The organism is Haloarcula sp. 1CSR25-25 (assembly GCF_032027985.1).
GTDB lineage: Archaea > Halobacteriota > Halobacteria > Halobacteriales > Haloarculaceae > Haloarcula.
In genome coordinates, this window is the sequence record NZ_JAHYBW010000001.1 from 137,497 (window position 1) to 163,952 (window position 26,456).

The following is a 26,456-nucleotide window of genomic DNA, read 5'->3' on the forward strand; positions in this document are numbered from 1 at the left end:
CTGCCGACTTTCGCATGCAAGCTACAGTCTCGTGGGTGAACAGACGGTAGCAGAACCTGCAATGTCACAACCGCTCACCGATGCAACGCATCTGAGCAGGCGCGAACGCGAGTGTCTGGAGCTGTGTCGGCAAGCAGTCGAAGTGTCCGAGTGGTGTGCCGACGAATGTGCTGGCCTCGACGGTATGACCGAATGCGTCCGCCACTGCCGTGACGTGACGGACGTCGCATCCCTCCATTGCAAACTCCTCGCACGGGGGTCACCGCACCGAGAAGCACTGGCCGGACTCTGTGCGACGGTCTGTCGGGAGTGCGCCGAGGAGTGTCGACAGCACGACCACGACCACTGCCGTACCTGCACAGAGGTCCTCTCGGAGTGTGCCGAGGCCTGTGAGTCGATGGTCAAGTAACGACTAGCCAGGGAGAGCGAACGAGCGGAGCGCAGTCCGCCGCGACCCCGTTGTTCGGAATCAGCCGCGAGAAACCAGTCGCAGTGCGATACCCTGACTCCTGAACCACGTCACCTACAGGTCCGAGCTGAGCCGAATCTGGTCTTCGGTAATCGTATCGACGGCATCGGTCTGCAGCGGGTAGCCGTCATCGGCGTCGGTGTCTTCCCAGCCGAGTTTCGTCAGGAGCGCAGTTTTCAGCCCGGGGTCCGGGTCGACGTAGGCGGTACCGTATCTGTACCCGCTGACGATGCCGATTTCGTCACCAGTACTCGTGACAACTGTCTTGCCGACGTCGTCGTCGGTCAGTTGGATCGTAGACATTGCAGTCATCGCTACCGGCGGGACGCGCATCACCGACGTGCTTGCACACGCAGCCACCGGGCGAGAGTCGATGCAGTCGCGTGAACCTGGACCCGGATGAGTCAACGAAAAGACATACCAGCGTGCCACTCGCAGTTCGGGTATCCATGCCCACCATCGTCTCCGGGACAGTTCCCGCCAGCGACCTCGCGCTCAATTATTCGCTGGAACAGTTACCGGAGCTGCGGTTCGAAATCGAGCGGATCGTCACGAGCGGTGACGATGCACTCATGCCGATGCTGTGGGTCCGTGGGAGTCAGCGCGAGGACATCAAGCAGACACTCGAAGCCGACCCCACCGTTGACAACGTCGAACTGCTGGGCGACTTTGAGGATGAGTGGCTGTTCAGGATGGAATGGATCGACCACGTCGACCTCATCGTCCAGATGCTCACCAACTCGGAGGCGACGGTTCTCGATGCCGTGGGCCACGGGACAGCCTGGAAACTCCGCGTGCTGTATCCGCGCCGGTCGCTGTTCTCCCAGACCCACGACTTCTGTGAGGAGCACAACCTCGCGTTCGAGGTGTCGTCGATACGGGAACTCGACGAGGACCCGGCGGGCCGCTACGGGCTCACGTCCGCCCAGTACGAGATTCTCGCCGAGGCGTCCGAACACGGCTACTTCAAGGTGCCCCGGGAAGTGAGTTTGGCGGAGCTGGCCGACAAGTTAGGCATCACACACCAGGCGGCCTCCGAGCGGCTCAGACGCGCGACCGACGCCCTCGTCGAGGACGTGCTGTTCGTCGACTTCGACTGACGGCGCGGGCCGTGGCGTCGCCGACCGCGTTAGTCGTTTCTCGTCGAGGACCGGCGACGGCTGAGATACGCACCGAGCGCGACCAGCCCGAGCGCAAGCGTCCGACGGGAGCGGAGCCGATTCCGGAGTCGCGAACGCGACCCTGCCTGTGTCGCGTCCGCAGCGGACGACGCCGATTCGGCAGCGTCTGTGACGTCCGACGGGTCCACTTCGATGCGTCTCGACGCAGCCGCCTCGGATTCGACGTTGCCGTCCCCGTTCTGGGCCGTGTCCGCGAGCGCCTCCCGGACAGCCTCCTTAACCGGTCGTTTGAGTGCCTGCTCCACGCTGGACTGTAGATGTCTCCCGACCCGGGGCCGCAGTGACGATGATTCGCTCATGTGACGACTGGAGAGACTGGTGGAAACAGCAGGAGGCTGCTGCCTGCCAGTGCAAGACCCGACAGTGCCGGCCCACCGACGCTACCAGTCCAGCGTCGCGTTGACGACGACACCGAGCAGCAACACGATTGCGGCCAGATACAGCGCCGTGACGAACAGGAGCACGGCTCCGAGGTAGCCGTAGGCCGCGTACCGCCCGGCGGTACCGGCGTAGTAGAAGAACCCGACCTGGATGGTGATCCAGCCCGCTGCGGCGATCAGCGTGCCCGGCGCGACGTGTGTGAGTGAGGTTGCGACGGGCGGCAGAACGTAGTATATCGGGACGAACGAGACGACCAGAACGGCAAACACAGCGAGATTGCCGACCAGCGTCGGATACGGGATCTGAAACTGGACGTACGTGAGCGCGATGCTGGTGGCCGACAGCAGGACGACAGCGCCGAGGAGCACGCCCATCACGACTGCACTGCGGATGAACTGGGCCGGCAACGAGATGTCGGCCACCTCGCCGTACACTTCGGTGAACGCGATGGAGAGGCCGCGAAACACCTTGCTGCCGCTCCAGACGACGAACACCAGACTCAGGGTTCCGGTCGCCCCGTGGCCGCGCGTGTTCTCTAGCAGTTCCGTCAGAACCGTCTGACCGTTCTCGGAGAGGACCGTCCGAAGCAGTTCCAGCAGCGTTGCGGTCCCCCCGAACGCCGAAAGCACGGCGAGCGAGAGCGCAAGCAGCGGAACGATCGACGCGATCGCGTAGTAGGCGATACTGGCCGCCATGAACGGCACGTTCTCCTCGCGGACCGTCCGGACGATCTCGCGTCCGGTCGCGATACCACTCATCGGCGGTGGGGAGGCGTGCCAGTTACACAGGTTGTAACCGATAGCTGAACTGGATTCACAGTGCGTAGGTCAAGAGCCACACGAATAGAACGACCGCCTGCGATAGCAGGCCGGGTGTTTGCCGGCCACCGACAAGCAGTTCGCCGACGGAGCGCGGCCACTGCTCATAGCTCTGTGAGGGTTCTGTTCAGTATTCCGACAGTATCTCCCCCAATATCTGTCAGGAGAATTTTACTTTCTCGCGTCGAAACAGTCGGATATTGTATAATAACTCGAGGACAGCACCGGGTCGCTTACCGCGTTTCTGCGACAGCGGTCACGGGTTCGCCTGGGCTCTGTTGCTGGGGAAACACGTGGAAAAGCAGATACCTCTGTGGAGCGGGTGACTACCAGCGATGGTGGACGTCGTCGAAGACGTACGCCTCGTAGATGTCACGCACCGCGCCGTGGACCTGGTTGGAGAGCGGGTTCATCTCGCTGACGGCTGCGTTCGCCCGGACGTGGTCCGGCGTGGTCGAGCCGGGGATGACAGTCGACACCGCCTCGTGGTCCAGAATCCAGCGCAGCGCCATCTGGGCCATCGTCATCCGCTCGGGGACGTGCTCGCGGAGTTCGTCGACGGCGTCAAAGCCCGCCTCGACCGGGAGGCCGGCGAAGGTCTCGCCGCGGTCGAACGCCTCACCCTCGATGTTGAAGTTCCGGTGGTCGTTCTCGGGGAACTCCGTGTCCCGTGAGAGTTTGCCGGTCAGGAGCCCGGAGGCCAGCGGGACGCGGACGATGACGCCGACGTCGCGGCGCTTGGCCTCCTCGAAGAACAGCTCCGCGGGTCGCTGGCGGAACATGTTGAAGATTATCTGGACGGTCTCGACGCCGGGGTACTCGATGGCTTTCAGTGCTTCCTCGACCCGTTCGACGCTGACGCCGTAGTGGGCCAGTCTCCCCTCGTCTTGCAGCCGCGCCAGGGCGTCGAAGGTCTCCGGCTGGTAGTAGGCGTCGGTCGGCGGACAGTGCAACTGCAGCAGTTCCAGCGTGTCGGTCCCGAGGTACTCCCGCGAGCGGTCGACGTACTCGGAGAGGTTGTCGTAGTTGTAGCGGTCGGCAGTATGCGGGTCGAGCCGGCGGCCGGCCTTCGTCGCGACGGTCACTTCGTCCCGAACCTCGCGTTCGTCGAGTACGTCGGCGATGCGCTGTTCGCTGAAGCCGTCACCGTACACGTCGGCGGTGTCGATGAAATCGACGCCGGCATCGAGCGCGGTCCGGATCGCCTCTCGGCCCTCCTCCGGTGAGACATCGCCCCAGTCACCACCGATGTTCCAGGTTCCCAGTCCGACGTCTGTCACGTCGTACCCTGTCGTCCCTAACTGTCGTCGGTTCATACACGGCCGTACCGTCGGCGGTCACTTGGTGGCTGTGGTACGCGACACCATCTCGAATAAAAAAAGGGCAGTGTAGCCCGATAGCAGGCAGTCCGGTGGACGTGCCAACGTGGACGCCGGGGGCTACGTGACCCACTTCGTCCGGCGGATGTCGTACGCACCGCAGTCCGGACACGAGTGGTACTGAACGTCGAACGACGCCCGGCACACCAGACAGGTGTACCGGTGTCTCGGTTCCTCCCCAGGGGACGCAGTGCTTGCGTTATCGAACAATCCCATCGACGACCACACGCACCCTTAGCAGTACGGGGATAAAAACAGGGCAGATAGTTCACGCGACCCATGTCGTCGCTGTCTTGCGGTTATGACTATGGGGTAGGGTCAGTCGGTGATACTGGCGGCTGTACCTATTGGGAGATCTCTGCCTCGCCGGGGAAGCGACGGTGACCAGCGAAGCCGTGGGGCCCCTTCAACGCTGACCAGAGAGCGCTGACCGCGGAATTTAAAACCCAGTCACCGGGAAACACGTGGTATGGACGAACCACCTGCTGTTGGTGAGTTGACACCGCCGGACCGAACGCTGATGGGTCCCGGCCCGAGCGACGTACACCCGCGCGTGCTCAAAGCGATGAGCACGCCGCTGGTCGGCCATCTCGACCCCTCGTTCATCGAGATCATGAACGAGGTCCAGGACTTGCTGCGGTACACGTTCCGAACGGACAACAAGTGGACGATTCCGGTCTCCGGAACCGGCTCCGCGGCGATGGAGGCGGCCATCGGAAACGTCGTCGAACCGGGCGATACGATGCTCGTCCCGACGAACGGCTACTTCGGCGGCCGGATGGCGAGCATGGCCGAGCGAGCGGGCGGGGACGTCGTCACCGTCGACGCCCCCTGGGGCCAGCCGCTCGACCCGGCGGCGGTCGAAGCAGCCTTCGACGACCACAGCCCGGACGTGTTCGGGTTCGTCCACGCCGAGACCAGCACCGGCGTCCTCCAGCCGTCGGTGCCCGAGCTAACAGACATCGCCCACGCGAACGGCGCGCTGGTCATCGCAGACAGCGTGACTTCGCTGGGTGGCGTCGAACTCCGCGTCGACGAGTGGGGCATCGACGTGGCCTACTCCGGCCCGCAGAAGTGCCTCTCCTGTCCGCCGGGCGCGAGCCCGCTCACGTTGAACGACGATGCGATGGACAAGGTCCTCTCCCGCGAGTCCGAGGCTCGGTCGTGGTATCTGGACATCTCCTTGCTGGAAGGGTACTGGGGCGATGAGCGCGCCTACCATCACACGGCCCCGATCACGAACGTGTACGCGCTCCGTGAGGCGCTTCGCCTCGTCGCCGAGGAAGGCATCGAAGAACGCTGGGACCGCCACCTGCGCGTCGCTGGCGCACTCAAAGCCGGCGTCGAGGGCATGGGCCTGGAGATGAACGCCCCCGAGGACTTCTGGCTCCCGAGCCTGAACACCGTCCGCGTGCCCGACGGCGTCGACGACGGCGCGGTCATCCAGCAGTTGCTGGACGAGTACGACCTCGAAATCGCCAGCGGACTGGGTGCACTGGAGGGCGACATCTGGCGTATCGGCTGTATGGGGCACTCCGCTCGTCGCAAGAACGTCAGCTACCTGCTCGCGGCGCTGGGCAACGCGCTCGGTGAGCAGGGCGCGACTGTCGACGTGGACGCCGGACTGGCGGCGATGAGCGAGCGGTTCTGACGCCACGCCAGGCCGACACCGGCGGTTCGATTCGAGATGCAGCCGGGTTCGTCTTCGCCGGACCTCGCGGCCCCCTGGCATTTTGCTTTGCTTCGAGCGCGGTGGCAGCTACTGCTTCGAGTGTGTCCCGGCAGTACAATCTCTGCCGTATGGGTGGTCGACACGACCTGCCGAGGTGGTGTTCCAGACCTCTGAGAACATCTCCCACAGATTAATTCTCTTGAGCTAACATTTCTACGTGTGATGTACAGTGTACTCATACCCGTCGACAGGGACGCGGCGCGCGCGTCTAATCAGGCGAGATACGTTTCACGGCTTCCGGATGCCACCGAGACCGTCGAGGCGACAGTGCTCTACGTGGTGCCACCCGACGACTTCGCCGATGCCGACCAGGTGGCGTTCGATGAAATAGACGCCGCGGTCCGGGCAGCCGAGCACCTGGACGAAGCCGGCATCTCCGTGACTCGGAGGGTCGACGACGGCGGCGTTGCCCGACAGATCCTCCGTACCGCGACTGAGCTGGACAGTGACGAGATCGTCGTGGGCGGACGCAAGCGGTCAGGCGTCTCGAAAGTCTTGCTCGGCAGCACTGCACAGGACGTGTTACTCTCTGCAGACAGGCCGGTCACGATTACGGGTGCGGACGTCGTGCTCGGCGAGGGGATACGGCGGGTACTCGTCCCGGTCGATACGAGCGAAGAGCGGGCACGGAACCAGGCCGAGTACCTGTCCTCTCTTCCCAACGCTCGCGAGTCAGTCGAAGCAACGGTCCTGTTCGTGTTCCCACATCAGGATTACAAAGGGGCGCCACCACACGAGTTCGAGGAAGTCGACGCTGCCGTCACTGCCGCCGAGTATCTGGAGGCCGAGGGGATTCCCGTCGAGCGAGTTGCTGTCGGCGGCGAGGTCGGAGAGAAGATACTCGACGCCGCAACAGAACGCGATGTCGACAGCATCGTCATGGGCGGACGCAAGCGGTCGAGCATCACGAACGTCCTCCTCGGAAGCACCACGCAGGACATCATGCTCACTGCCGAACGCCCGGTCACGCTCACCGGCTGACCGACTCCAGTGGTCCGGGTCCTGCAGGGCTGGAAAGCAAATCTGTCCGCCCCAAATTCGAACACTCTGAGACGTGCTCATTTCGCTGCGCGCCCTCCGAGCACGAAATCGGGGAGGGAGTTTCACTGCTCACTACCATTCGCAGGAAAAGTCCGCCCTCCCCGATTTGAACGGAGGAAGACGGTCGGCCTCGCCTTGCTCGGCCGCTGCGACTTCCAGGCTCAAATCGGGTCAGTCGTCTCTCACATCCTCACCGTTCGCTGCCGCTCACGGTGTTGAAGTTCAGTCCGCCCTCCCCGATTTGAACGGGGGACAAGTCGATCTACAGTCGACTGCTCTACCAGTCTGAGCTAAGGGCGGTCGACACCCGAAAATACCCCGCCGTCCGGACTTAAGGATTGTTATTCGTGGAGGGTGCGCCGAACGGTCACACGACGCGGAGTGACACGCCGGCTCGGTGTCAGACACGTCTGACCCCGCTGTCGGTGCACCAATAGACGGTCTACGAACGGAATCCGAAGAGAAGAGACCGATCGCGTCGTGCCAGTAGCTGACGGGCGTCAGACAGCGCGGGAAGATTAAAATACCATCATGTATAATACTCTCATCGAACCCGATGAGCAAAATAACGTTCCGTGCTGACGATGACCTCATCGAGCAACTCGAGGCGTTTGACGCCTCGAAGAGCGAGGTCATGCGCGAGGCGCTCCGGGAATATCTCGGGGACGCGCCGTCGTCAGCGTCGGAATCAGCGTCGGCGGCGTCGGAGTCCGTTACCGACACCGAGACGATCGACGAGCTCATCGAAGAACGAGTCGACAGCATCATCGCCGACCGGCTGGGGGCGCGACAGCCCCGCACGCACCCACAGGACGTCAACGTAAACATCTCGGTAGACGGCCAGGGGGCGGGCACAGCGAACGCCGAGACCGAACGACGGGGCGCCCCTGACCGGGGAGCGAGCGCCGAGAGCGAACCGTCCTACGGAGACAGTCAGACAGACGACACGAGCGGGCGTAAGACAGAAGCGAACCCACGGGACCGAGCCGACGCGGAGGAACGTAAGACGTGCGCACAATGTGGTGACAATCTGGGTTCTGACCACGTTTACTGCCCGAACTGTGGCGAGAAGGCATCCCGCCGGGTGTTCTGTGACTGCGGCGATGAACTCCGGTCGGACTGGGGATTCTGCCCGAGCTGTGGCAGACGAACCCCTGCGGCGGACGTGCTCGATCAAACATAAACCGGTGTTTACGCGCGACCCAAGCGCTCAAACGACGTAAACGGGAAAGTGTATGACACTGCCCGTAAGTTTTAATACATCAGGGTTAATGGTTTATTCTGCGTAAGACGGTCGTCTTACACAGCGACGAACGCGAGGGGATGCCACCCTCGTACTGCGGTTTCGCTGTGTAAACACTCGGGCGGGTCGTAAACGGGTCCCTTCCGGGCCGTCTTACCCAAGGGGAAACTACCAAACATGGAGCGTGTGACACTACGGATTCCGAAGCAGCAGATCGAAGAGGTCGAACAGATGGTCGAGACGGGCGAGTACCCCAATCGGAGCGAAGCGATTCGCTCGGCGGTTCGGGAGATGCTCGCCGAGGAAGGCTCCGAACAGACCTCCGAAAAGAAGCGGTCCTGGGCCAAGGTGTAACGATGCAGGATATCGTCAACGAGGCCCTCGAACGCGACGAGCAGGAACAGAAGAAGATGTCCGACGAGGATGTCGACGGGTTCGGAGACCCGCGCATCGTCATCGTCGGCTGTGGTGGCGCCGGCAACAACACGGTCAACCGCCTGTACAACATCGGCGTCGAGGGCGCCGACACCGTGGCCATCAACACGGACAAACAGCACCTCAAGATGATCGAAGCCGACACGAAGATTCTGGTCGGCAAGTCCCTGACCAACGGCCTCGGTGCCGGTGGCGACCCGTCGATGGGCGAGCGCGCCACGGAGATGGCACAGGGCACTATCAAGGAAGTGCTGGGCGACGCTGACCTCGTGTTCGTCACCGCGGGTATGGGTGGCGGAACCGGGACCGGGGCCGCCCCCGTCGTCTCGAAGATCGCCAAGGAACAGGGCGCAATCGTCGTCGGCATGGTGTCGACGCCGTTCAACGTCGAGCGGGCCCGCACGGTCAAGGCCGAGGAAGGCCTGGAGAAGCTCCGCAACGAGGCGGACTCCATCATCGTGCTGGACAACAACCGCCTGCTCGACTACGTCCCGAACCTGCCAATCGGCAAGGCGTTCTCCGTGATGGACCAGATCATCGCCGAGACCGTCAAGGGCATCTCCGAGACAATCACCCAGCCGAGCCTCATCAACCTCGACTACGCCGACATGACATCCATCATGAATCAGGGCGGCGTCGCGGTGATGCTCGTGGGTGAGACCCAGGACAAGAACAAGACCGAAGAGGTCGTCAAGGACGCGATGAACCACCCGCTGCTCGACGTGGACTACCGCGGCGCGAGCGGCGGCCTGGTCCACATCACCGGCGGCCCGGACCTCACGCTGAAGGAGGCCGAGGGCATCGCCCAGAACATCACCGAGCGACTGGAGGCCAACGCCAACGTCATCTGGGGCGCACGGATTCAGGAGGAGTACAAGGGCAAGGTGCGGGTCATGGCCATCATGACCGGCGTCCAGTCCGCTCAGGTGCTCGGTCCGACGACCCAGAAGCAGGCCAACAAGTCCCGCGAGGCGATCCAGGAGGTCGGCGACGACACGTCCTTCGACGCCTCCGACAACGTCGAAAGCTTCGACAGCCCCGCCGCGAACGGCGGCAGTCGGAGCAGCGGCGGTCGGAATACTGGCTACAGCGAGACCGACGGCGGCCAGGACCAGCGCGAGAAGAACAACGGACTCGACGTCATCCGGACGAACAAGTAACACCGCGGTTCTTCTTTCCGTTTTCAGCTGTACCGACGAGCGACGCGGTCAACACACGCGTCAGACCGCTTCCAGCGCATCCAGCAGGTTGCACTTCCGACAGAGGTCCCGCGCCGTCGGCGACCCGCAGTTGTCGCATTCGCCGTAGTCGGTGTCGCTGTTCTCGCCGCCGTAGGTGTCGGCGGCTAACGCGGCGAGCTTCTCGTAGCCGGCCATAATCGAGTGGCGCGTTCCGGGGTGGTTCTCCTCCAGTCCGAGCATGAGGTCCTGTATCTCGCCGCGGTAGGCTTCATCGGCGTGAGGACACTCGGTGATGTGTGCCGGGAGGTCCTCGAAGCGGGCGTACAGGGCGACCTCCTTCTCCGGGATGTCACGGAGCGGCTTCGCCCGGGGGATGTGGTGGTCCTGGGCGGCGCGGGTCTGCGCTGTGGGCGCGTCGGCAGACGAGTCGAACGGCCCGAGCGAGGCCTCGAAGTGCTTGGCGATCTGTGAGACGTCGCCTTCGAGGAAGTTCATCAGCGCCGTCTCGGCCTCGTCGTCGAGGTTGTGGCCGGTCAGCAGTTTGTCCGCGTCGAGTTCCTCGGCGTACTTCGAGAGGAGGTCACGGCGGAACACGCCACAGTAGGCACAGGCGGCCATCCCCTCCGGGTCGTCCTCGACGACGTCGTCCATCTGGACGCCGAACTCCTCGGCGTAGGAGACGGTCACGTGGCGGATGCCCAGGTCGTCGGTCAGTTCCTCGCAGGCCTCCAGGCTCGCGTCGCGGTAGCCCTCAATGCCCTCGTGGATCGAGAGCGCGACGAGTTCGATACGCGGGTCCTCGGCGAACGTGTCGTGGAGAATCTGCGTGAGGACGACGCTGTCTTTCCCGCCCGAGAGGCCGATGACCCACGTCTCGGGGTCCTCGACCGTGGCGTCGTCGGACACGAGCCCGTCCTCGCGGATGCGACGGCGGACCCGTTTCGTGACCGCCCGGCAGAGGTGGGACTCACAGAGGTGGAGCCCGGAATAGGCCGCGTGTAACACCGCCGTCTCGCCGCATTTGTCGCACTCCATCGTGGCGAGTAGTCGTGGCCCCAACGGTGAGAGGGTTTCGTCTCGGGTCCAGCGCGCTGACTCGGCCGGAAACCCCACTCACAGCGTGTCTGGCCCGTGCCGTAACGCATCGAGGACGGTCTCGATTGTCCCCTCGCGCCCGCTCGAGGAGAACAGTTCGTGGCCGCCGTCGTACAGCCGGATGCGGTCGGCCGGGAGACGCTCGCCGACGGCACGCGGGTCGACAATGGTGTCCGTGAGCGAACAGAACGCCGCGGCGGTGTCCCGAGCCGGTGGCAGGGACCGCTGTGCCCGCAGCACCGTCCGAACGAACGCCGGTGAGAACGCCGACGGACCCTCCGCGAGCTGGCGGGCCGTTGCGAGGTCACCGATCGCCTCGGCATCCAGGGTGTCGACCGGAATGAACGGCGTCGAGATGGGCAGCGACGCGACGGCGTCAAGCACCGGCCTCGGGACCGGGAGGTCGCTGTCCCACCACGGACTCAGATACACCCTGTTGCCGACGGCGTCGGCGTCGAGGTGGGCCGCTGTCAGCCCGCCGGCGCTGTGGCCCAGCAGATCGAACTCGTCGAGGTCGGCGGCGTATTCCTGGGCCGGGTCGACCCACTCCCGCCGGTAGTCGGTGATGTGTGTCGGCAGCTCGACGGCGTGGACGCGGTACGCCGTCGCGAGCTGGTCGATGAGCCACTGGACGTTCCGGTGCCGACATCGGTTCCCCCACCCGAGGACGAGCAGGCAGTCGCGGGCGGCCCCCTCGTCGTACACGCGAATCTGCATAGGCGACCTTTCCGCGGCGGGGACATAAGCCCGCGTGAACAGTTACCAAATGGCTTCGAGTTTCCGGCTGCACGTCGAGACGTCACCTCAGGGCCGCCAGGACAGCCACGCTCCGTGTGGCTTGTAGTCGACGAGGTGTGTCGTCTGGACGCCGGCATCGGTCCGGCGCTTCCAGTCCAGCCCCACTGACTCGCCGCCGGAGAGGGCCGGCCGGCCGGTGAGCCAGTGCAGCGACCGCTCGGTCATCCGGCCCTCGAGAAACGCCGTCAGTGCCTCGATCAGTTCCTCGGGGACCTGATAGAGCACGAGCGTGGTGACGACACAAACCGGTACGTCGGACGGAATGTCTGCAAGGACCGGCGGCAGGTCATCGAGCATGTCACCCTCGATGAGCCGCGGCGGGTCGCCCCGCGCCACGGTCAGTGCGCTGTCGAGGACGGCGCGCCGCGCCCCGTGCTCCGGCCAGACGAGCGCGCGGAGCCAGTCCCTGTCGGCCCCGTCGGTCACGTCGAGTGGATTGCGGTCGATACCGACCCGAGAGTGGATATCGGGCGGCGTCTCCGGGAGCGGCGGGTCGCCGCTGCGGACGCTGCTCTCGATGGTGACCGGCGAGTCGCCCTTGCCGACCACGCGGCCGTCGTAGTCGTAGCGGTAGCGGTCGAACAGGAGGTTCAGGCCGGCGCTCGGTCCGAGTTCCACCAGCGCGAGCGGTCCGTCGGCGGCGCGGGCCACCTGTGTGATGGCCGGGTACAGCACCGCGCTGCGCCGCACCGCGTTCGTCTGCGTGCGCCGGTTCCCCAGGAGCGGCCGGAGGTCGTCGGCGTGGTCGAGACAGAACTCGCGAAACGCCGGAAAGCACTCGTCGTCGGGGTCACGCGGTTCCGGGGCGATACTGGGGTAGTATTCAGCCAGCCGGTGGTCCGGGTTCCGGTCGAGCAGGTAGTGGGCCGCGGCCAGCAGGAGATGCGGGGCCTGACGGCCCTCGGGAACGGTCGCCGCGAGGTCGAGGAGAGCGGCGTCCTCGGCAGCCTCGCGGCAGAGATGGGCGTACAGGGGGGAGGTCCCCTCGGCCCACGTCGCCAGTTCCCGGAACTGTGTTCGGAGGTCTGACACATCGGCACGGAGACAGCACAGTGGTATCAGTGTTCGCCTCGGGAGAGTCAGCGTTTAGGTCACTGAACTGGTAGACCAGGCAATGAGTCTGGACCGTCCGGAGGCAGTCGAGCGGGTCGAGGAGATCGTCGCCGCGGTCGAATCGGAGACGATGCCGGTCCCGGTCCGGGAGGTGTGGGTCTACGGCGACGTGGCGCTCGGACTGGACCCGGTCGAGCGGCTCGACGTGTACGTCACCAAGGACATCCTGTTCAAGGACGCCCCGGAGCGGGCCGAGGAGTACCAGCGCAGCCACGGCGTCGACGGCGTCGGCAAGACCGTCCGCGCCGCGTGGGCCGACGAGCATCCCGAGTACATCCGTGCGAACGCCAGCGGTCACGCCGCGCCCGAGAAGTGCCTGGCCGCCCACCTCCTGGAGGACGAGGAGCCGGTCCATCTGGAGGTGTGTAACGCCTCCTTCGAGGACAACGTCACCCAGCGGCTCAAGGGCGCGAAGATGCGAAACGACTACGAGCAGATTCTGGACCCCCGCGGGGCCTGCCTGTGGCTCGACGGCGAGCGGTCGCCGGAAGCCTTCCGGAAGCTCCGGGACAACGAGTTCGTCTTCCCGACGCTGACCCAGTCGCTGTCGATGCTCGGGATGGACGACGACGAGGCGAGCCGGGCCGCCGACGCGGTCAAGGAGTACCGGGCACAGCAGGAGGGGGCGACGGTCCGGGGCGACGTGGTGTAGGCGACCCTCGCACCGGCCGTGCCGGGGCGACTACTGCAGCCAGGGCGCATCGACCGTCGGGAACTGGTGTCCGCAGGCGGGACACTCGACGAGCCGAGAACTGCCCTCCCTGTCGCCCACGACGGCGAACCGACGGCTCCAGGTCACGTGTCGGCAGTCCGGACAGCGGCGAACGAGCGGTGGTATCATGAGGCGATGCGAATCGGCACGTGTCGTTCGTAGCCGCTCACCCCGCAAGGGTCTATCGGCGGGCGACGGCACACTGGGCGGGGACGCCTGGGCGCGAGCACTGGCCGCGGCAGCTACAACACGGTTTTGAGCGAACAGAAGGGATACACCCACACCGCGGGAAGGGAGTCGTATGAAGCGAACGCGACGAGCCATCCTGGGACTGGTCGGCGGCACGGTGACGGGGGCCCTGAGCGGGTGTCTCGCACCGGGCGCGAACGGCAGCGGCGACGGCGGCACGGCATCGCCAACGCACCCGTCGCCCCACACTGAGACCGACACCGACGACGAACCGCCGACGGACACGCCGGACGGGCTGCCCGGCGACCTTGACCGGGTCGATACGCCGCCGTATGACATCGCAGACATCGAGTGCGACATCGACGACTCCGGCGAGGGCGACCGCGACCCGCTGTACCTCTGTGTGAACATGCCGGCCGAGCCGTCGCTGTCGTTCGAGCAGGTGTCGACGCGGGGCACGCTGCTGGCAGACGAGGGGCTGGAACTCACTCCCGACAACAACGCAGACCAGCTCTACGCGACGCTGCTGACCGACGCCGACGACATCGATCGCTTCGAAACCGACAGCGGCGACGCCTACGACCTCGCCGCCGGCACCGACTTCGAGAGTCACGCCGTCCTCGTCGTCCAGACCGGCTGGGGCTCCGGGTCTATCCTCCCCCGCCTGAAACGCATCGAGGAGACCGAAGACGGCATCCACGCGTTCGGCTGTTACACACAGCCCTGTGTCTACACCGACGATTTCACCGCCCGGTCGACGGTCGCCAGGTTCGAGCGGCCTGGCACCCTCGACAGCGGCGTCGTCAGCCTGACCGTCGACCCGTCGACGCGGTACAACGTGGCGACGGGCGAGGGCGTCGTGACGATAGACCAGTCGGAGTGACCCCCGGATTCTTTGCGACCTGCCGGTGAACCGACAGCTATGGCAGCCCTCCCGATTCGAACCCTCCACGTGCTGGCGATGGCGGTCATCGTCGGCGGTACGACCGTTCTCTGGTACAGCTACCGGAGCGGCGCTATTTCCTCGCTCGGGCCCGCAAGACAGTTCGAGTGGCTGTTCTGGGGCAGTGTCGGCGTGCTCGTGTTCACCGGCGTCGGCAACCTCGGCGCGCTCGGGCCGCCGGGCCCCGGAACAGACTGGGGACGGACCCTGCTGGTGAAACTCGTGGTCGTCGTCGCCCTCGTCGGTGGGTCGGTCGTCCGCACGCTCCTCCTCGTGCAGGCTAGTGACCGCGAGGGCACGTCCGCCGAGCGGTCCCCGCCGCTTCGGCGAACGCTGTCGCGGGCCTACGGCGCGACGGCGGCTGTGCTCCTGGGTGTTGTCGTCCTCGCGGAGGTCCTCGCACATGGCTGAGGACCGGCGTGAGCGGACGGCGGTTGGCAAGGCGGCGACCGAGAGCGAACCGCCGCGCGACGTGGCACGGGCCGACGCGGGACCGGTATCGCTCGTGACGTGGACGCTCGCCACGTTCGACACTGCCCTGTTCGTCCTGCTGGGCGTCCTCGTCGGCCACGCGAGCGGCGACCTCGCCGACCTGCTCGCCGGACTGAACACCCTCGTCGGCGTGGCCGTCTTCTGCTACCTCTGGGCGCTGTTCGTCCTGGCGGTCCGATGGGTTCAGAGCCGGGTCGCGCTCGGGGACGCCCCGCCACGGACCCTCGTCCTCCACGGAGTTGCGGCCGGGTGCGCCACCGGCGTCGCGTTCCTGCTGGGACTGCTCGCGGTGGCGCTCGTGCCGACGTTACAGAGCGGCGGGGTCCGCCTCCAGGCCGTCGTACTCGTCGCGCTCATCGGAGCCGGTGTCGCCGCTGTCGTCGGCGGCGTCGTCGGACTGCTCGCCAGTCTGCTGGACATCGCCGTCTACGGGCTGGCGGGCTATCTGCTCCCCGAAAACGGGACCGAGCGGGTCACGGAACCTCGCCGACGGTGACGAAGAACGGCACCGTCTCGCGGCGCTCGTAGGTCTCTTCTTGCATCTGCTCGATCACGTCCCGTCCCATCGAGCGCCAGCGCTCCCGGAGCGCGTCGTACTCGGCGTGAGTCGTCTCGCCGTTGAGAATCGTCTCGCGGTCGTGGGCCAGCCCGGTCCCGGTGGCTTTCCGCCGGGCCGCCCGCATCGCCGCGTCGTCGTAGGGCGGCTCGATGCATTGTTCCTGGTCGTATTGGGTCGTCGAGACGACGGCCAGCCCCGCGTCGCGGAACACGGCCGCGGCGTCGCCGCCGAGCGTGACGTCGGTCCGCACGCCATCGAGAAAGAGCCGGCGAGCGCGGCGGGCCAGTATCGGTTCGGCGTCGACAGTCGACTCGACGGTGACGGCGGCGTTGTTCGGCTCGATGGCGGCCACCCGGTCGGTGGCGACGCGGGCGAACTCCCGGACCGCGACTTCGGGGTCGGGAAGGTTGATGAGCAGCGCCTGACACACCACCAGGTCGAAGCTGTCGTCGCCGAAGGGGAGCCGCGTCGCGTCCCCGCAGACGGTCGGGTCGCCGGCGGCGGCCAGCAGGTCCGTATCGGCGTCGAGGCCGACGACCGTTCCGTCGGTCTCCTCGCGGAGGACGCGGGTCAGTTCGCCGGTGCCACAGCCCACGTCGAGAACGCGCTCGCACTCGCCCAGCCGCAGGTCCGAGAGCGCCTCGCGGGAGTCGCCCCACATCCCCCTGCGGGTGGTTTCGAGGTAGTCGGCGGAGAACCTGCGCACAGGTCCCCAGAGTCGGGTCGACCTGAAAAGCACCGCGGTCGAACGGCCCTATTCGCCGCGGAGTTCCTTCACGCGCTCGACGTTCCAGGCGAAGCTCTTGCCGTCCTCGGTCGGCGTCTCCAGCACCAGCGGCACGTCCCGGACGGCGTCGTGGTTGACGAACGCGCGCATGCCGTCCTGGCCGATGTGGCCCTCGCCGATGTGGGCGTGTTCGTCCTTGTTCGTCCCGCAGGCGTGTTTCGAGTCGTTGAGGTGGACGCAGGCGAGGTCCCCGAACCCGACGACCTCGTCGAACTCCGCGAGCGTCTCGTCGACAGCCTCGGGCGTCGAGAGGTCGTAGCCCGCGGCGAACATGTGGGCCGTGTCGAGACAGAACTCGATGTCCTGGTCCGTTCGTTCGCGGACCGTCGCCAGGTGCTCGAACTGGCCGCCGAGTTTCGTCCCGCTGCCGGCGTCGGACTCGACCAGCACGGTGACCCCATCGGGGATGTCGAGGTCGTCCAGAACACTGGCGGCGTTGTCCAGCCCGCCGTCGACGCCCGCGCCGGTGTGGGCTCCGAGGTGGACGTTGACGTACTCGATACCCAGCTTCGCGGCGGCGTCGACCTCCTTCTGCATGGAGTCCAGTGACTTCTCCCGGAGGTCGTCTTTGGGCGTACAGAGGTTGACCAGGTACGACGAGTGGATGACCCACGGGCCGACGTCGTGTTCGGCTGTGAGGTCGCGGAACTGCTCGGCCTCGTCGTCGTCGATGTTCGGGTCCTGCCAGACCTGCGGCGAATGGGAGAATATCTGCCCGCAGTTGCCGCTGTACTCGACCTGTTCCTCGACGGCGTTGTAGACCCCGCCGGCGATAGAGGTGTGTGCCCCGACTCGTACCATGCACACCGGTCGGTGATGCCCGACAAAAGAGGTTCCGGAGTCACCGCCGTCCGGACGGGCGGAATCACGCCGCGAGATACGCGCCGAAGCCGATAGATGTCGCTCCGGAGTACCGGACTGCCCGAGGGGCTGCCCGATGCATCCGCGCAGTGGCGGGGTCAGGGCGACCGTCGAACCCACTCCTCGGCGGCGTACTTCTCTTCCGCGTGGTCGCGTGCGCGAGCCAGCTCGTCCTCGGACCACGTGTCCTCCGTCGCATCGACCCACTCGGCCAGCGTCGAGCGGAGCGTCTCAACGGCTTCGGCGCGGCCGACGTCGGCGTACTCGTCTATCCCGCCGACGCGCTCGGTGAATCGCTCCGGGTCCGGCTTGCCGGTGAAACAGCCACAGTGACGGTCGGACCGCAGTGACACCGAAAGCGAGCCGTGCTGGATGACGGCGTCCCTCTGGCGGTACTGGGCGTTCCCGCTGAGTTTGCGGCCGTCGGGGCCGACGATATCGTGGGCCGAGTGGAGTTGCCGCAGGTAACAGGCCGGCTGGTGGACCGCTGCCCGCTCGTCGTCGGCGAAGTCGGCGTCGACGCCCATGCGCTCGAACGCTTCCAGCACCGGCTCGCAGAACTGCTCGTAACACGCCATCAGGTCGCCCGGCACGGCGTCGGCGGGTGCGACGATGCCGTAGGAGACGTCCGCGACGCTGTCGTGGTATATCGCCCCGCCGCCCGTGGGACGGCGCGTCACCCCGATATCCTCGCGCTCGCAGAACGCCCAGTCGACCGTGTCGGGGTCCTGCCCGTAGCCCAGCGACAGCGTATCGGGCCAGGTGTACACCCGCACCGTCGCCGGACCGCCCGCGGCGACGGTTTCGGCGGCGGCCGCTTCCAGCGCCATCGTCATCGGTCCCGGGCGTCGCTCCTCGCCGATGACGCGCCACTCCAGGTCGGCCAGAGACATATCCGGTCTTCGTGGCCCGGTGCGATATGAATTGCGGGCTAGCAGCGGGTGGAATGACTGACGGGGTTGTTGGTTGTGCCAAGAGCCACAAAGCCCCGGGCGGCTGAACTCGGGGGGCTCGCTGCGCTCCTCGTCACTCTCTTCGGTCGTTCCTGTGGTGCTTGCGTCGCCCGCCTTCGTTCAGCCGCCCACCGGGAGACCTGCGGTCTCACGAGCAGTCGGCGCACAGCGCCGACAACGCCCCTTTCAGTCCCGCCCAACGTTGTTTGCGAAACCGGCTACGGGTGGGGCTTTCTGGCCGTTCTCACTCGCCGTTACTTTGTCAAAAACGACCGAATTAATTGCTAGCCCTGAACGTTGCCGCAGTCGGTACAGGTGAGTTCGAACCGGCCGTCGGCGATGGCGACGCGCTGGGTCGTCTCGGCGTCGCACTCCGGGCAGTGCGCTCTGGATTCCAGGTCGTCCCAGTCGTGGGTCGCGCCGGGCGCGCCGAAGGCCCAGCCGACGACCCGCTCCTCGCCGGAGTTGTACCCCTCCTGGAACTCGCCGGGTTCGAAGCGAATCAGTTCGCCGCCGGACACGTCGACCGACTCGCGGTCACGGCCGACCTCGAAGGTGGTCTGTCCCCGCTCGATGTAGAACACCTCCTCCTGGTCGTGGTGGCGGTGGAGGGCTCCCGAGAAGGAGTCACCCGGGTCGAGTTCGAAGTAGTTCGCCGCGAAGTGCTCGGTCCCGAGCTCCCGGGAGACGGGCTTGCGGACGTCGTGTACCTGCATCGGGTTCCGTTCGACCGGGACGTCGTCGATGATTACTTTCTCCATGGTGTGTGTTCGTGGGTCGACACTAGCTGCCACTATGTCGTAGTTTATAGTTTTTCGGGGCTCGGCTAACCCGGCCGTCGACGCCTCCTACGCCGGGCCAGTCCGCTGGTTCAGCAGGGCTGACATCACGTGGGCCTCGGCCTTCCGGAGGTGTTCGGCGGCAGTTCCGGGTGCACAGCCGAGTCTGTCGGCGACGTCGTCGACGCCCCCCTCGCGAGGGTTGGCGTAGTAGCCACAGTCGACGGCCGCGGCGACGGCCTCGAACTGGCGGACGGTGAGCGCCGACCCGGTGTCGAGCCGCCGGCTGTCGTACTCCCCGACCTCCCGCACGTCGACGGAGACGCCGTCGGGTACCGTCTCGACTGCCTGCTGGACGGTGCCGCCCGGGCCGACAAGCGTGAGGCCGACCGTGCCGTCGACGCGGTAGGCCACCGGTGAGACGAGGACCAGTCCGGTCCGGGTGAGCGCGTCGATGAGTTCCGTATCGGGTTCAGTCGGTCGGCCACGCACGTACAGGTAAAACGAGTCGTCGGGGCAGGTGGACAGGGCGTACTCCTCGACCCTCGGGGCGTGTTCCAGGGCCGTCTGGTACGGCTCGACCGGCCAGCCGTCGACGTGAAAGAGGAGTGTCTGGACCTCGGCTCCCATGTCGTTCCACCGGAGGAGATAGCTCGCCTCGTAGCCGTCGTGGTCCATCACGAACTGGTGCATCGGGTGGCGTATCTCGGGAGCCATCCACAGAGAGAGTGTGACGTATTTCATACCGGGCGATTTCCCAGCGGTATTTAAAATAACCTCGGGCGTGAGGGGACAGGTCGAGGAAGGTGGACGGCGAACGCACGGCCACGGAGATGGCCCAGAGAGTCCACCGCACCGACGATACCCGTCCGCTTATCGAGCCGATTGCCGACCACGTCCTCTCCACTGAACGCCACGGGAACGCCCCTGCTGTCGTCATCCGCGCGGACCAGGTCCAGACCGTCCTCTCGACGCTCCGGAGCGAGGCCGGCCTGGACCACTGTGCCTGTGTCACGGCCCAGGAGTACGCCGACCGGTTCGAGACGATATATCATCTGCGGCGCTACGCGGACCCGACCGAGGAGCTATCAGTCGTCGTTCCGACGGCCAGGGAGTCCCCGACCAGCGAGTCAGCCGCGCCCGTGTACCCGACCGCGGCCTGGCACGAGCGGGAGGCCTACGACCTGGTCGGCATCGAGTACGAGGACCACCCTGACCTCCGGCGCATCCTCCTGCCCGAGACCTGGCAGGGCCACCCGCTGCGCCGGGACTACAATCAGGACCAGCCACAGATCGTCTCCTTCCGGGAGCACGAGCGCCTGCTCGAAGACCGCCGCGAGGGGCCGGAGACGATGCATCTCAACATGGGGCCACACCACCCATCGACCCACGGCGTGTTACACCTGAGCGCCCAGCTCGACGGCGAGCAGGTGGCGGCCGTCGACCCCGACATCGGCTACATCCATCGCTGTGAGGAACAGATGTGCCAGCAGGGCACCTATCGCCACCAGATTATGCCCTATCCGGACCGCTGGGACTGGGGCGGAGCCGGGCTGTTGAACGAGTGGGCCTACGCCCGCGCGGCCGAAGACCTCGCCGACATCGAGGTGCCGGCGTACGCGCAGGTCATCCGGACGATGGGCGGCGAACTCTCGCGTATCCTCTCACATATGCTCGCGGTGGCGACCTACGCGCTGGACGTGGTCGGCGAGTTCACCGCGACCTTCCAGTGGGGGGTCCGGGACCGCGAACTCGTCCAGGACATCCTCGAAGACCTCACCGGCCAGCGGCTGATGTTCAACTACCTGCGACTGGGCGGCGTCGCCTGGGACCTGCCCGAGCCTCGCGAGGCGTTCTTCGAGAAGATACGCGCGTTCCTCGATGACCTGCCCCACAAGCTCACGGAGTACCACGACATGCTCACCAGCAACGAGGTCCTCCAGCTCCGGACCATCGACACGGGCCATCTCCCGGCCGAGACCGCGAAGGCCTACGGCTGTACCGGGCCGGTCGCGCGGGCCTCCGGCGTCGACTACGACCTCCGGCGTGACGACCCCTACGGCTACTACGACGAACTCGACTGGTCGGTCGTCACCGAACGGGGCGGCGACAACTTCTCGCGCCTGCTCGTGCGCCTGCGTGAGGTGGAGGAGTCCGCGAAGATTATCGGCCAGTGCGTCGACCTGCTGGAGGACTGGCCCGAGGACGACCGCGAGATACAGGCGAACGTCCCCCGCACGCTCCGGCCGGACCCCGACGCGGAGATATATCGCGCCGTCGAGGCCGCGAAGGGGGAACTCGGCATCTACATCCGCTCGGACGGAACGGACTCCCCCGCGCGCTTCAAGATTCGCGGTCCCTCCTTCTCACACGTCCAGGCGCTTTCGGAGATGGTTCGTGGCGAGTACATCCCCGACCTCGTGGCGACCATCGGCAGTCTGGACACCATCATGGGCGAAGTCGACCGGTAGGTCGGTCCGTCCAGGACGAACCCGGCCAGTGAGTTTTGTATGCTGGGCACGTACATTCGGTGATGACCGAACAAGCGACGCTCGCGGGCGGCTGCTTCTGGTGTACGGAATCGGTGTTCAAGCAGGTCGACGGCGTGACCGACGTGGTTTCGGGCTACGCCGGCGGACACGTCGCCGACCCCAGCTACGAGGCGGTCTGCCGCGAGGAAACGGGCCACGCCGAGTGCGTACAGCTCACCTACGAGCCTAGCGTAGTGAGCTACGAGGACCTGCTGGCGGTCCATTTCACGACTCACAACCCGACCACGAAGGACCGGCAGGGCAACGACGTGGGCACCCAGTACCGCTCGGCCGTCTTCTACCACGACGAAACCCAGCGAGAGGCCGTCGAGGCCTTCATCGAGGAGATCCAGTCGGGCTACGACAGCGACATCGTCACCGAGGTCGAACCACTGGAGACCTTTTATCCCGCCGAGGAGTACCACCAGGACTACTTCGAGAAGAATCCGAACCAGAGCTACTGCCAGCTGACCATCCCGCCGAAAATCGAGAAGCTCAAACAGAAGCACGCGGAGTTGCTGGCATGAGCTTCGAGTACACGACGGAGGTCGAGGTCCGGTACGCGGACATCGACACGTACGGCCACGTCAACAACGCGACGTACGCGACCTACTTCGAGGAGGCCCGAATCGACTACCTGGACGACGTTGTCGACGCCGGCGAAGCGCTGCTCTCGGACAGCGGGTCGGGCGTCGGGATCGTCATCGCGAACCTCGAAGCCGACTACAGGAAGCCGGTCCGAATCAGCGACACCGTCGCCGTCGCCGTTCGGGTCCCCCGGCTGGGCGAGAAGAGCTTCCCCTTCGAGTACGAGGTCCGGACCGACGAGGGAGTGGCCGCGACCGGGGAGACGACCGTCGTCACGTACGACCGCGACACGGAATCATCGCGTCCGATTCCGGAAGACTGGCGGGACGCGATTACGCAGTTCGAAGGACTGTAACCGCGGTTGATAGCCCAGGCGGGACCGTTCCGCCCGTGCGGGGAAGTCCGTCTCACCGGTGGATTTATTTTTCATCCAGAGGTTGTATTGAAAGCATATGGAATACAGTACCGCCCTCGGACGGCGCGTCCTCCTCGCCCTCGCAGGTGTGGCACTGCTCCTCGTTGTCGGGCTCGTCCTGTCCCAGTTCCTCCCGACGCTCGTGTTTACCGTCTTCCTGTACTACGCCAGCCGACCGATCTATCGACGGCTCGGGCGGCTCCCGCTGTCCGAGTCGTTCCTGAAGCGGGCCGTCCCCTATCAGAAGCAGATCCATGCGGCCGCCACGATCTTCTTCTTTCTCCTCCCGTTCGTGATTCTGGTCGGCTACACGCTCGTCCTCGTCATCCCCGAGTTACAGGCGTTCTTCGGCGAGGGCGGCCTGGGCGCGGCGTACCTCTCCCAGTTTCAGGAGCTCCAGGGTGGTTCCCTACCGGGACCGCTCGCCGACCTCGGCTTCAGCGAGTTGCTGGCGATGGGGCCGGCCGAGGTGTTCGACCTGCTTCGAAACGCGACCGTCCAGTCGTGGCTGGGGCGTGTCTCCGACACGCTCGTCGGTTCGGTGAGTCTGCTCACGTCGCTGTTGCTTCGCGTGTTCATCATGCTCGCCGGGACGTACTACCTGCTCACCGACGGGCCGCGACTCGTCGGCTGGTTCCTCGACACCTTCGATGGGTCGGGTGTCCTCCGCAAGTACGCGGCGGAGGTCGACGAGGAGCTCTCCTCGATTCTCTTCGGGAACATCCTGAACGCGCTGGTGACGGGCGTCATCGGGATTTTCGTGTTCTCGCTGTACAACCTGGTCGCCCCCGGTTCGGTACAGATTCCGTTCGCACCGCTCGTCGGCGCACTGACTGGTATCGGAAGCCTCGTTCCCGTCGTCGGGATGAAGATCGTCTACGTGCCCGTGGCCGCACTGCTTGCGGTCTCCGCAGTCCTCGCGGGACAGGCGGCCGCCCTGGCCTGGGTCGCCCTCTTTCTCGTTGTCACGCTGGTCGTCGTCGACACGATCCCGGATTTCATGATTCGGCCATACGTCAGCGGCGACCTGACCCACGTCGGCCTGTTGATGTTCGCGTACATCCTCGGACCCATCGCGTTTGGCTTCTACGGCATCTTCCTGGGCCCGATACTGCTGGTCCTCGTCGCGCAGTTCTTCCGCATCATCGTTCCGTACGTCATTACAGGCTCGGTGGAGACGACGCAGACCTCCCTCTCCGAGTACGACTCCACGGAGTCGTGACGGCTACCCGTTTGCGAGTCGGTCTCTGGCGGTCCCGAAGTCGAGACAGCGGCTATCGGTAGTCGAGTCGGTTCGGTCGAGCCACCGCAGTTCCATCAGCGAGAGCCGGTAGTGACACGTCGACGGTTCGATCTGTTGCCAGTAGACGTACCGGACGTCGGGTGCTGGTTCGACGCCCTCGTAGGCCTGTGGAATGTCGTTTGTTTCGAGGTCCGACATCGGAACTGGGCCCGGTGTCTCGACGGGGGTGAAGACAGCGCCGACGCTGCCGAGGAAAGCGACGTTCACGACAAGAACCAGAGCGAGGGCGGCACCGAGAGACTGCGTCTGTCGCCGACATCGAAGCTCCGCGGCGAGAATACCGATACCGATTGCGACGAAGGCGAGCCCCGGGATGAGGTCGGTGTAGCCGCCAGTCGCGGGGACGGAGAAAGGGAGCGTAGCAGGTCTCTGAGTTGGTCTTTGTGCCGCCTGCTCACGCGACGCGCTTACGGTTAGGTGATCAAAAGTATAGAGTAGTTTAAATCACTCCCGCTAATTGAAACTAATCGCCGTCCGCATTATATATACAGTCGTTGCGGTTAGGAAGATGTTTCACTGTTTTGTCGGACCTCGACCTGTACGAACAAGGTACATGAACGCCGTCATCATTGCTATCAAGCCTTCGTTTTCAGGGTTGATTGACCGTGTTTTGAGGGACAGAACCGGCGCTAAGGCTGTAGTATCAGACTGGTAATATCAATTCGAAAATGTGTGATTATGTGGGTTAAATTGTTCCTCAGTCGGCGAAGCGTCGATCCAAAGCCGGTTCCGTCCGCGTGACACCGGACACGACGGGCAGCCGGGATTGGTCACTCATTGGACATTAGCCCTGGTATAAGCCGAACAGGCAGAACCATAGACCAGTCACGAAACGCCATACCGTTCCGAAGTCCTCCAGCACCACCACACTGGTCACGTCTCTGAATCGTCTAATCGGTACTGAAAGCTCGTCTGTCGGTCAAGAACAGCAATCTCACGCGAGTTCCCCCGGAACACGGACGCTCTCGGTCGGCACACCTGCAATCCGACGGCAGAGCGGCCGGCAGTGATGCCGGAATTGGTGTTTCCTATAGCGGATACAAATTTATGAGTGGCGGCCGGCGAACGCGTCGGCCTTTTACCAGTCGGCCGATTAGAGACCCCTAATGGTCCAGAACGTGGCTTCAGTGATGGCGGAGCTGGAACCCGAGGACTTCCATCTACTCTCTGGCGTCGAACAGGGGATGCGGTTCTCGGAGTACGTCGCCCGCGAGAAGCTGACCGAGTTCTCGCGGCTGACGACGGAAGACGTCGACTACCGGCTCGACCGGTGTGCGGACCGGGGGCTGGTCGAGCGCAAGACGATCCAGTACGAGGGCTTCAAGCTCACCTTCGAGGGGTACGACACGCTTGCGCTGCATACCTTTGCCGAGCGCGATACTATCGAAGGAGTCGGGTCGCCGCTGGGCGTGGGCAAGGAGAGCGACGTCTACGAGGCCCAGTCGTACAAACCAGTGGCGCTGAAGTACCACCGGGAGGGTTACACCAACTTCCGGGAAGTGATGAAAGAGCGGGAGTACACTGCCGACCGCGACCACGTCTCGTGGCTCTACACCGCTCGAAAGGCCGCCGAGCGGGAGTACGACGCCCTCGAAACGCTGTATCCGGCCGTATCGGTCCCACAGCCGATCGACACGAACCGGCACGCGATTGTAATGGAGAAAATCGACGGCGTCGAACTCTCCCGGACGAAACTCGAATCGAAGCAGGTGCTGCCGATTCTGGACCTCGTTCTCGACGAGATGGAGACGGCCTACCGCGAGGGGTACGTCCACGCGGACATGAGTGAGTACAACGTCTTCGTCACGAACGAGGGCGTCGTCGTCTTCGACTGGCCCCAGGCCGTCCCGACCGACCACGAAAACGCCAGGGAACTGTTGACCCGCGATGTCGAAAACATCATGAGTTACTTCGAGCGAAAATACCCACAGGAGATCAGCGACGTCGACAGGGACGCAGTCGCCGACACGCTGGCCACCGACGCCTTCGAGTCCATCAGGGCATTCGTCGACTGAGACGTCCTGTAGCGCTTCTGTGTTGCTTCCTCGGAAAGAGGGGGTGCCGGCATGATAAATCATATATCGCGATATCAAATACGATTTACCCGGAAGTCCGGCAACTCCGAGTGTTTCATCGTCGTAAAGGTCACACTCTCGGCGAGAAGTCAGGTGGTGGAACGGACAGTCGGCGGCGTCGTCGAACTTCGCTGGAGGTATGTCTCACCGATTGATGAGCAGATGGTCTCTCATCCGACGTGTGCGGTGTGAGGCGCTACCCGGCCGCGCCCTGTATCTCGGACGGCCCCACCGTGTCCCCTTGCTTGTATGTGGCGTCCTGAATACGGAGCAGAAGAGCAGCACTCGAACACCGGTAATTTCTGGCCGTCTATTGTGAACCAGTCCCTCGATGCTATCATATGTCCTACGGAAGACACCGGTGTTTGTGAGAGGAAGACACAAGTGTAGTCCAGCGAACACG

30 protein-coding genes and 1 tRNA gene are annotated in these 26,456 nt (G+C 64.9%); 16 read left to right on the forward strand and 15 right to left on the reverse strand.

From position 1 onward, the window contains the following. Positions 1 to 61 precede the first annotated feature (61 nt). Positions 62 to 409, forward strand: a complete 348-nt coding sequence (locus KZ498_RS00520) for a four-helix bundle copper-binding protein (RefSeq protein WP_312615910.1) — start codon at positions 62 to 64, stop codon at positions 407 to 409. 114 nt (positions 410 to 523) lie between these two features. On the opposite strand, the gene KZ498_RS00525 is transcribed toward KZ498_RS00520, so the two are convergent. Beyond that, positions 524 to 772, reverse strand: coding sequence for a PRC-barrel domain containing protein (locus KZ498_RS00525; protein ID WP_396276085.1), 249 nt, complete (start codon positions 770 to 772; stop codon positions 524 to 526). 146 nt (positions 773 to 918) lie between these two features. Here KZ498_RS00525 and KZ498_RS00530 point away from each other — a divergent pair, with 146 nt between their 5' ends. Beyond that, a complete protein-coding gene (locus tag KZ498_RS00530; protein ID WP_312615914.1) occupies positions 919 to 1,569 on the forward strand; it encodes a helix-turn-helix domain-containing protein in 651 nt (216 codons plus the stop codon). 29 nt (positions 1,570 to 1,598) lie between these two features. Here the strand turns inward: KZ498_RS00530 and KZ498_RS00535 are convergent, their stop codons facing one another. The 3 genes from KZ498_RS00535 to KZ498_RS00545 form a co-directional block, all read right to left on the reverse strand. Next, on the reverse strand, positions 1,599 to 1,949 hold the full coding sequence (locus KZ498_RS00535; protein WP_312615915.1) for a hypothetical protein: 351 nt from the start codon (positions 1,947 to 1,949) through the stop codon (positions 1,599 to 1,601). Positions 1,950 to 2,030: 81 nt separating this feature from the next. Next, positions 2,031 to 2,789, reverse strand: coding sequence for a YihY/virulence factor BrkB family protein (locus tag KZ498_RS00540; RefSeq protein ID WP_312615916.1), 759 nt, complete (start codon positions 2,787 to 2,789; stop codon positions 2,031 to 2,033). 386 nt (positions 2,790 to 3,175) lie between these two features. After that, positions 3,176 to 4,165, reverse strand: coding sequence for an aldo/keto reductase (locus KZ498_RS00545; RefSeq protein ID WP_312615918.1), 990 nt, complete (start codon positions 4,163 to 4,165; stop codon positions 3,176 to 3,178). 532 nt (positions 4,166 to 4,697) lie between these two features. On the opposite strand from KZ498_RS00545, the gene KZ498_RS00550 reads away from it, so the two are divergent. Beyond that, complete coding sequence (locus KZ498_RS00550; protein WP_312615920.1) at positions 4,698 to 5,879, forward strand: alanine--glyoxylate aminotransferase family protein; 1,182 nt, start codon at positions 4,698 to 4,700, stop codon at positions 5,877 to 5,879. A gap of 243 nt (positions 5,880 to 6,122) precedes the next feature. Then, complete coding sequence (locus tag KZ498_RS00555; RefSeq protein WP_312615922.1) at positions 6,123 to 6,941, forward strand: universal stress protein; 819 nt, start codon at positions 6,123 to 6,125, stop codon at positions 6,939 to 6,941. Between the two features lie 286 nt (positions 6,942 to 7,227). On the opposite strand, the gene KZ498_RS00560 is transcribed toward KZ498_RS00555, so the two are convergent. Then, positions 7,228 to 7,301, reverse strand: a tRNA-Tyr gene (locus KZ498_RS00560). Positions 7,302 to 7,557: 256 nt separating this feature from the next. Between KZ498_RS00560 and KZ498_RS00565 the strand changes: the two genes are divergently transcribed. The 3 genes from KZ498_RS00565 (at position 7,558) to ftsZ (ending at position 9,839) form a co-directional block, all read left to right on the forward strand. Continuing rightward, entirely contained in the window at positions 7,558 to 8,184 is a 627-nt protein-coding gene (locus KZ498_RS00565; protein ID WP_312615924.1) for a double zinc ribbon domain-containing protein, read from the forward strand. 237 nt (positions 8,185 to 8,421) lie between these two features. Then, positions 8,422 to 8,598 carry a ribbon-helix-helix domain-containing protein gene (locus tag KZ498_RS00570; RefSeq protein WP_137683894.1) on the forward strand — a complete coding sequence of 59 codons (177 nt, stop codon included), beginning with the start codon at positions 8,422 to 8,424 and terminating at the stop codon, positions 8,596 to 8,598. 2 nt (positions 8,599 to 8,600) lie between these two features. Then, entirely contained in the window at positions 8,601 to 9,839 is a 1,239-nt protein-coding gene (gene ftsZ / locus KZ498_RS00575; protein WP_312615930.1) for a cell division protein FtsZ, read from the forward strand. Between the two features lie 60 nt (positions 9,840 to 9,899). Here ftsZ and KZ498_RS00580 read toward each other — a convergent pair whose 3' ends face one another. The 3 genes from KZ498_RS00580 to KZ498_RS00590 form a co-directional block, all read right to left on the reverse strand. Next, a complete protein-coding gene (locus KZ498_RS00580; protein WP_312615931.1) occupies positions 9,900 to 10,895 on the reverse strand; it encodes a tRNA 2-thiolation protein NcsA in 996 nt (331 codons plus the stop codon). Positions 10,896 to 10,973: 78 nt separating this feature from the next. Further along, positions 10,974 to 11,672 carry an alpha/beta hydrolase gene (locus tag KZ498_RS00585; RefSeq protein ID WP_312615932.1) on the reverse strand — a complete coding sequence of 233 codons (699 nt, stop codon included), beginning with the start codon at positions 11,670 to 11,672 and terminating at the stop codon, positions 10,974 to 10,976. Between the two features lie 87 nt (positions 11,673 to 11,759). After that, entirely contained in the window at positions 11,760 to 12,785 is a 1,026-nt protein-coding gene (locus tag KZ498_RS00590) for a DUF2332 domain-containing protein (protein ID WP_312615933.1), read from the reverse strand. Positions 12,786 to 12,867: 82 nt separating this feature from the next. Here KZ498_RS00590 and KZ498_RS00595 point away from each other — a divergent pair, with 82 nt between their 5' ends. Next, complete coding sequence (locus KZ498_RS00595) at positions 12,868 to 13,518, forward strand: hypothetical protein (RefSeq protein ID WP_312615934.1); 651 nt, start codon at positions 12,868 to 12,870, stop codon at positions 13,516 to 13,518. Between the two features lie 30 nt (positions 13,519 to 13,548). Here KZ498_RS00595 and KZ498_RS00600 read toward each other — a convergent pair whose 3' ends face one another. Next, on the reverse strand, positions 13,549 to 13,707 hold the full coding sequence (locus tag KZ498_RS00600) for a hypothetical protein (protein ID WP_312615936.1): 159 nt from the start codon (positions 13,705 to 13,707) through the stop codon (positions 13,549 to 13,551). A 172-nt stretch (positions 13,708 to 13,879) separates the two neighbouring features. Here KZ498_RS00600 and KZ498_RS00605 point away from each other — a divergent pair, with 172 nt between their 5' ends. Genes KZ498_RS00605 through KZ498_RS00615 form a run of 3 tightly spaced genes read left to right on the forward strand, consistent with a single transcriptional unit; the run spans position 13,880 to position 15,698 of the window. Beyond that, a complete protein-coding gene (locus KZ498_RS00605; RefSeq protein WP_312615937.1) occupies positions 13,880 to 14,650 on the forward strand; it encodes a hypothetical protein in 771 nt (256 codons plus the stop codon). A 39-nt stretch (positions 14,651 to 14,689) separates the two neighbouring features. Beyond that, a complete protein-coding gene (locus tag KZ498_RS00610) occupies positions 14,690 to 15,121 on the forward strand; it encodes a CopD family protein (RefSeq protein ID WP_312615938.1) in 432 nt (143 codons plus the stop codon). Next, on the forward strand, positions 15,114 to 15,698 hold the full coding sequence (locus KZ498_RS00615) for a hypothetical protein (protein WP_312615939.1): 585 nt from the start codon (positions 15,114 to 15,116) through the stop codon (positions 15,696 to 15,698). Before KZ498_RS00610 ends, KZ498_RS00615 begins: the two co-directional genes overlap by 8 nt. Here KZ498_RS00615 and KZ498_RS00620 read toward each other — a convergent pair. The 5 genes from KZ498_RS00620 to KZ498_RS00640 all read right to left on the reverse strand — a co-directional run bounded on the left by KZ498_RS00620 (position 15,676) and on the right by KZ498_RS00640 (position 19,885). Next, positions 15,676 to 16,422: a class I SAM-dependent methyltransferase gene (locus KZ498_RS00620; RefSeq protein WP_312617329.1), complete on the reverse strand. Its 747-nt coding sequence runs from the start codon at positions 16,420 to 16,422 to the stop codon at positions 15,676 to 15,678. The two genes, KZ498_RS00615 and KZ498_RS00620, sit on opposite strands and share 23 nt — an antisense overlap. A 93-nt stretch (positions 16,423 to 16,515) precedes the next feature. After that, the gene (locus tag KZ498_RS00625) at positions 16,516 to 17,349 is read right to left on the reverse strand and encodes a deoxyribonuclease IV (RefSeq protein WP_312615941.1); all 834 of its coding nucleotides are present in this window, start codon (positions 17,347 to 17,349) and stop codon (positions 16,516 to 16,518) included. A gap of 158 nt (positions 17,350 to 17,507) precedes the next feature. Then, positions 17,508 to 18,302, reverse strand: a complete 795-nt coding sequence (locus tag KZ498_RS00630; RefSeq protein ID WP_312615943.1) for a biotin/lipoate A/B protein ligase family protein — start codon at positions 18,300 to 18,302, stop codon at positions 17,508 to 17,510. A gap of 344 nt (positions 18,303 to 18,646) precedes the next feature. Further along, positions 18,647 to 19,123 carry a cupin domain-containing protein gene (locus tag KZ498_RS00635; protein WP_312615945.1) on the reverse strand — a complete coding sequence of 159 codons (477 nt, stop codon included), beginning with the start codon at positions 19,121 to 19,123 and terminating at the stop codon, positions 18,647 to 18,649. A gap of 87 nt (positions 19,124 to 19,210) precedes the next feature. Further along, positions 19,211 to 19,885: a helix-turn-helix domain-containing protein gene (locus KZ498_RS00640; RefSeq protein WP_312615946.1), complete on the reverse strand. Its 675-nt coding sequence runs from the start codon at positions 19,883 to 19,885 to the stop codon at positions 19,211 to 19,213. 89 nt (positions 19,886 to 19,974) lie between these two features. Here KZ498_RS00640 and KZ498_RS00645 point away from each other — a divergent pair, with 89 nt between their 5' ends. The 4 genes from KZ498_RS00645 (at position 19,975) to KZ498_RS00660 (ending at position 23,897) form a co-directional block, all read left to right on the forward strand. Further along, on the forward strand, positions 19,975 to 21,612 hold the full coding sequence (locus KZ498_RS00645; RefSeq protein ID WP_312617330.1) for an NADH-quinone oxidoreductase subunit D: 1,638 nt from the start codon (positions 19,975 to 19,977) through the stop codon (positions 21,610 to 21,612). Positions 21,613 to 21,674: 62 nt separating this feature from the next. Then, positions 21,675 to 22,199, forward strand: coding sequence for a peptide-methionine (S)-S-oxide reductase MsrA (msrA, locus tag KZ498_RS00650; protein ID WP_312615948.1), 525 nt, complete (start codon positions 21,675 to 21,677; stop codon positions 22,197 to 22,199). Continuing rightward, complete coding sequence (locus KZ498_RS00655; RefSeq protein WP_312615950.1) at positions 22,196 to 22,615, forward strand: thioesterase family protein; 420 nt, start codon at positions 22,196 to 22,198, stop codon at positions 22,613 to 22,615. Before msrA ends, KZ498_RS00655 begins: the two co-directional genes overlap by 4 nt. 97 nt (positions 22,616 to 22,712) lie before the next feature. Then, entirely contained in the window at positions 22,713 to 23,897 is a 1,185-nt protein-coding gene (locus KZ498_RS00660) for an AI-2E family transporter (protein ID WP_312615951.1), read from the forward strand. A gap of 3 nt (positions 23,898 to 23,900) precedes the next feature. Here the strand turns inward: KZ498_RS00660 and KZ498_RS00665 are convergent, their stop codons facing one another. Beyond that, on the reverse strand, positions 23,901 to 24,185 hold the full coding sequence (locus tag KZ498_RS00665) for a hypothetical protein (RefSeq protein WP_312615952.1): 285 nt from the start codon (positions 24,183 to 24,185) through the stop codon (positions 23,901 to 23,903). An 899-nt stretch (positions 24,186 to 25,084) separates the two neighbouring features. Here KZ498_RS00665 and KZ498_RS00670 point away from each other — a divergent pair. Continuing rightward, on the forward strand, positions 25,085 to 25,993 hold the full coding sequence (locus KZ498_RS00670) for a serine/threonine-protein kinase RIO2 (protein WP_312615954.1): 909 nt from the start codon (positions 25,085 to 25,087) through the stop codon (positions 25,991 to 25,993). Positions 25,994 to 26,456 lie beyond the last annotated feature (463 nt).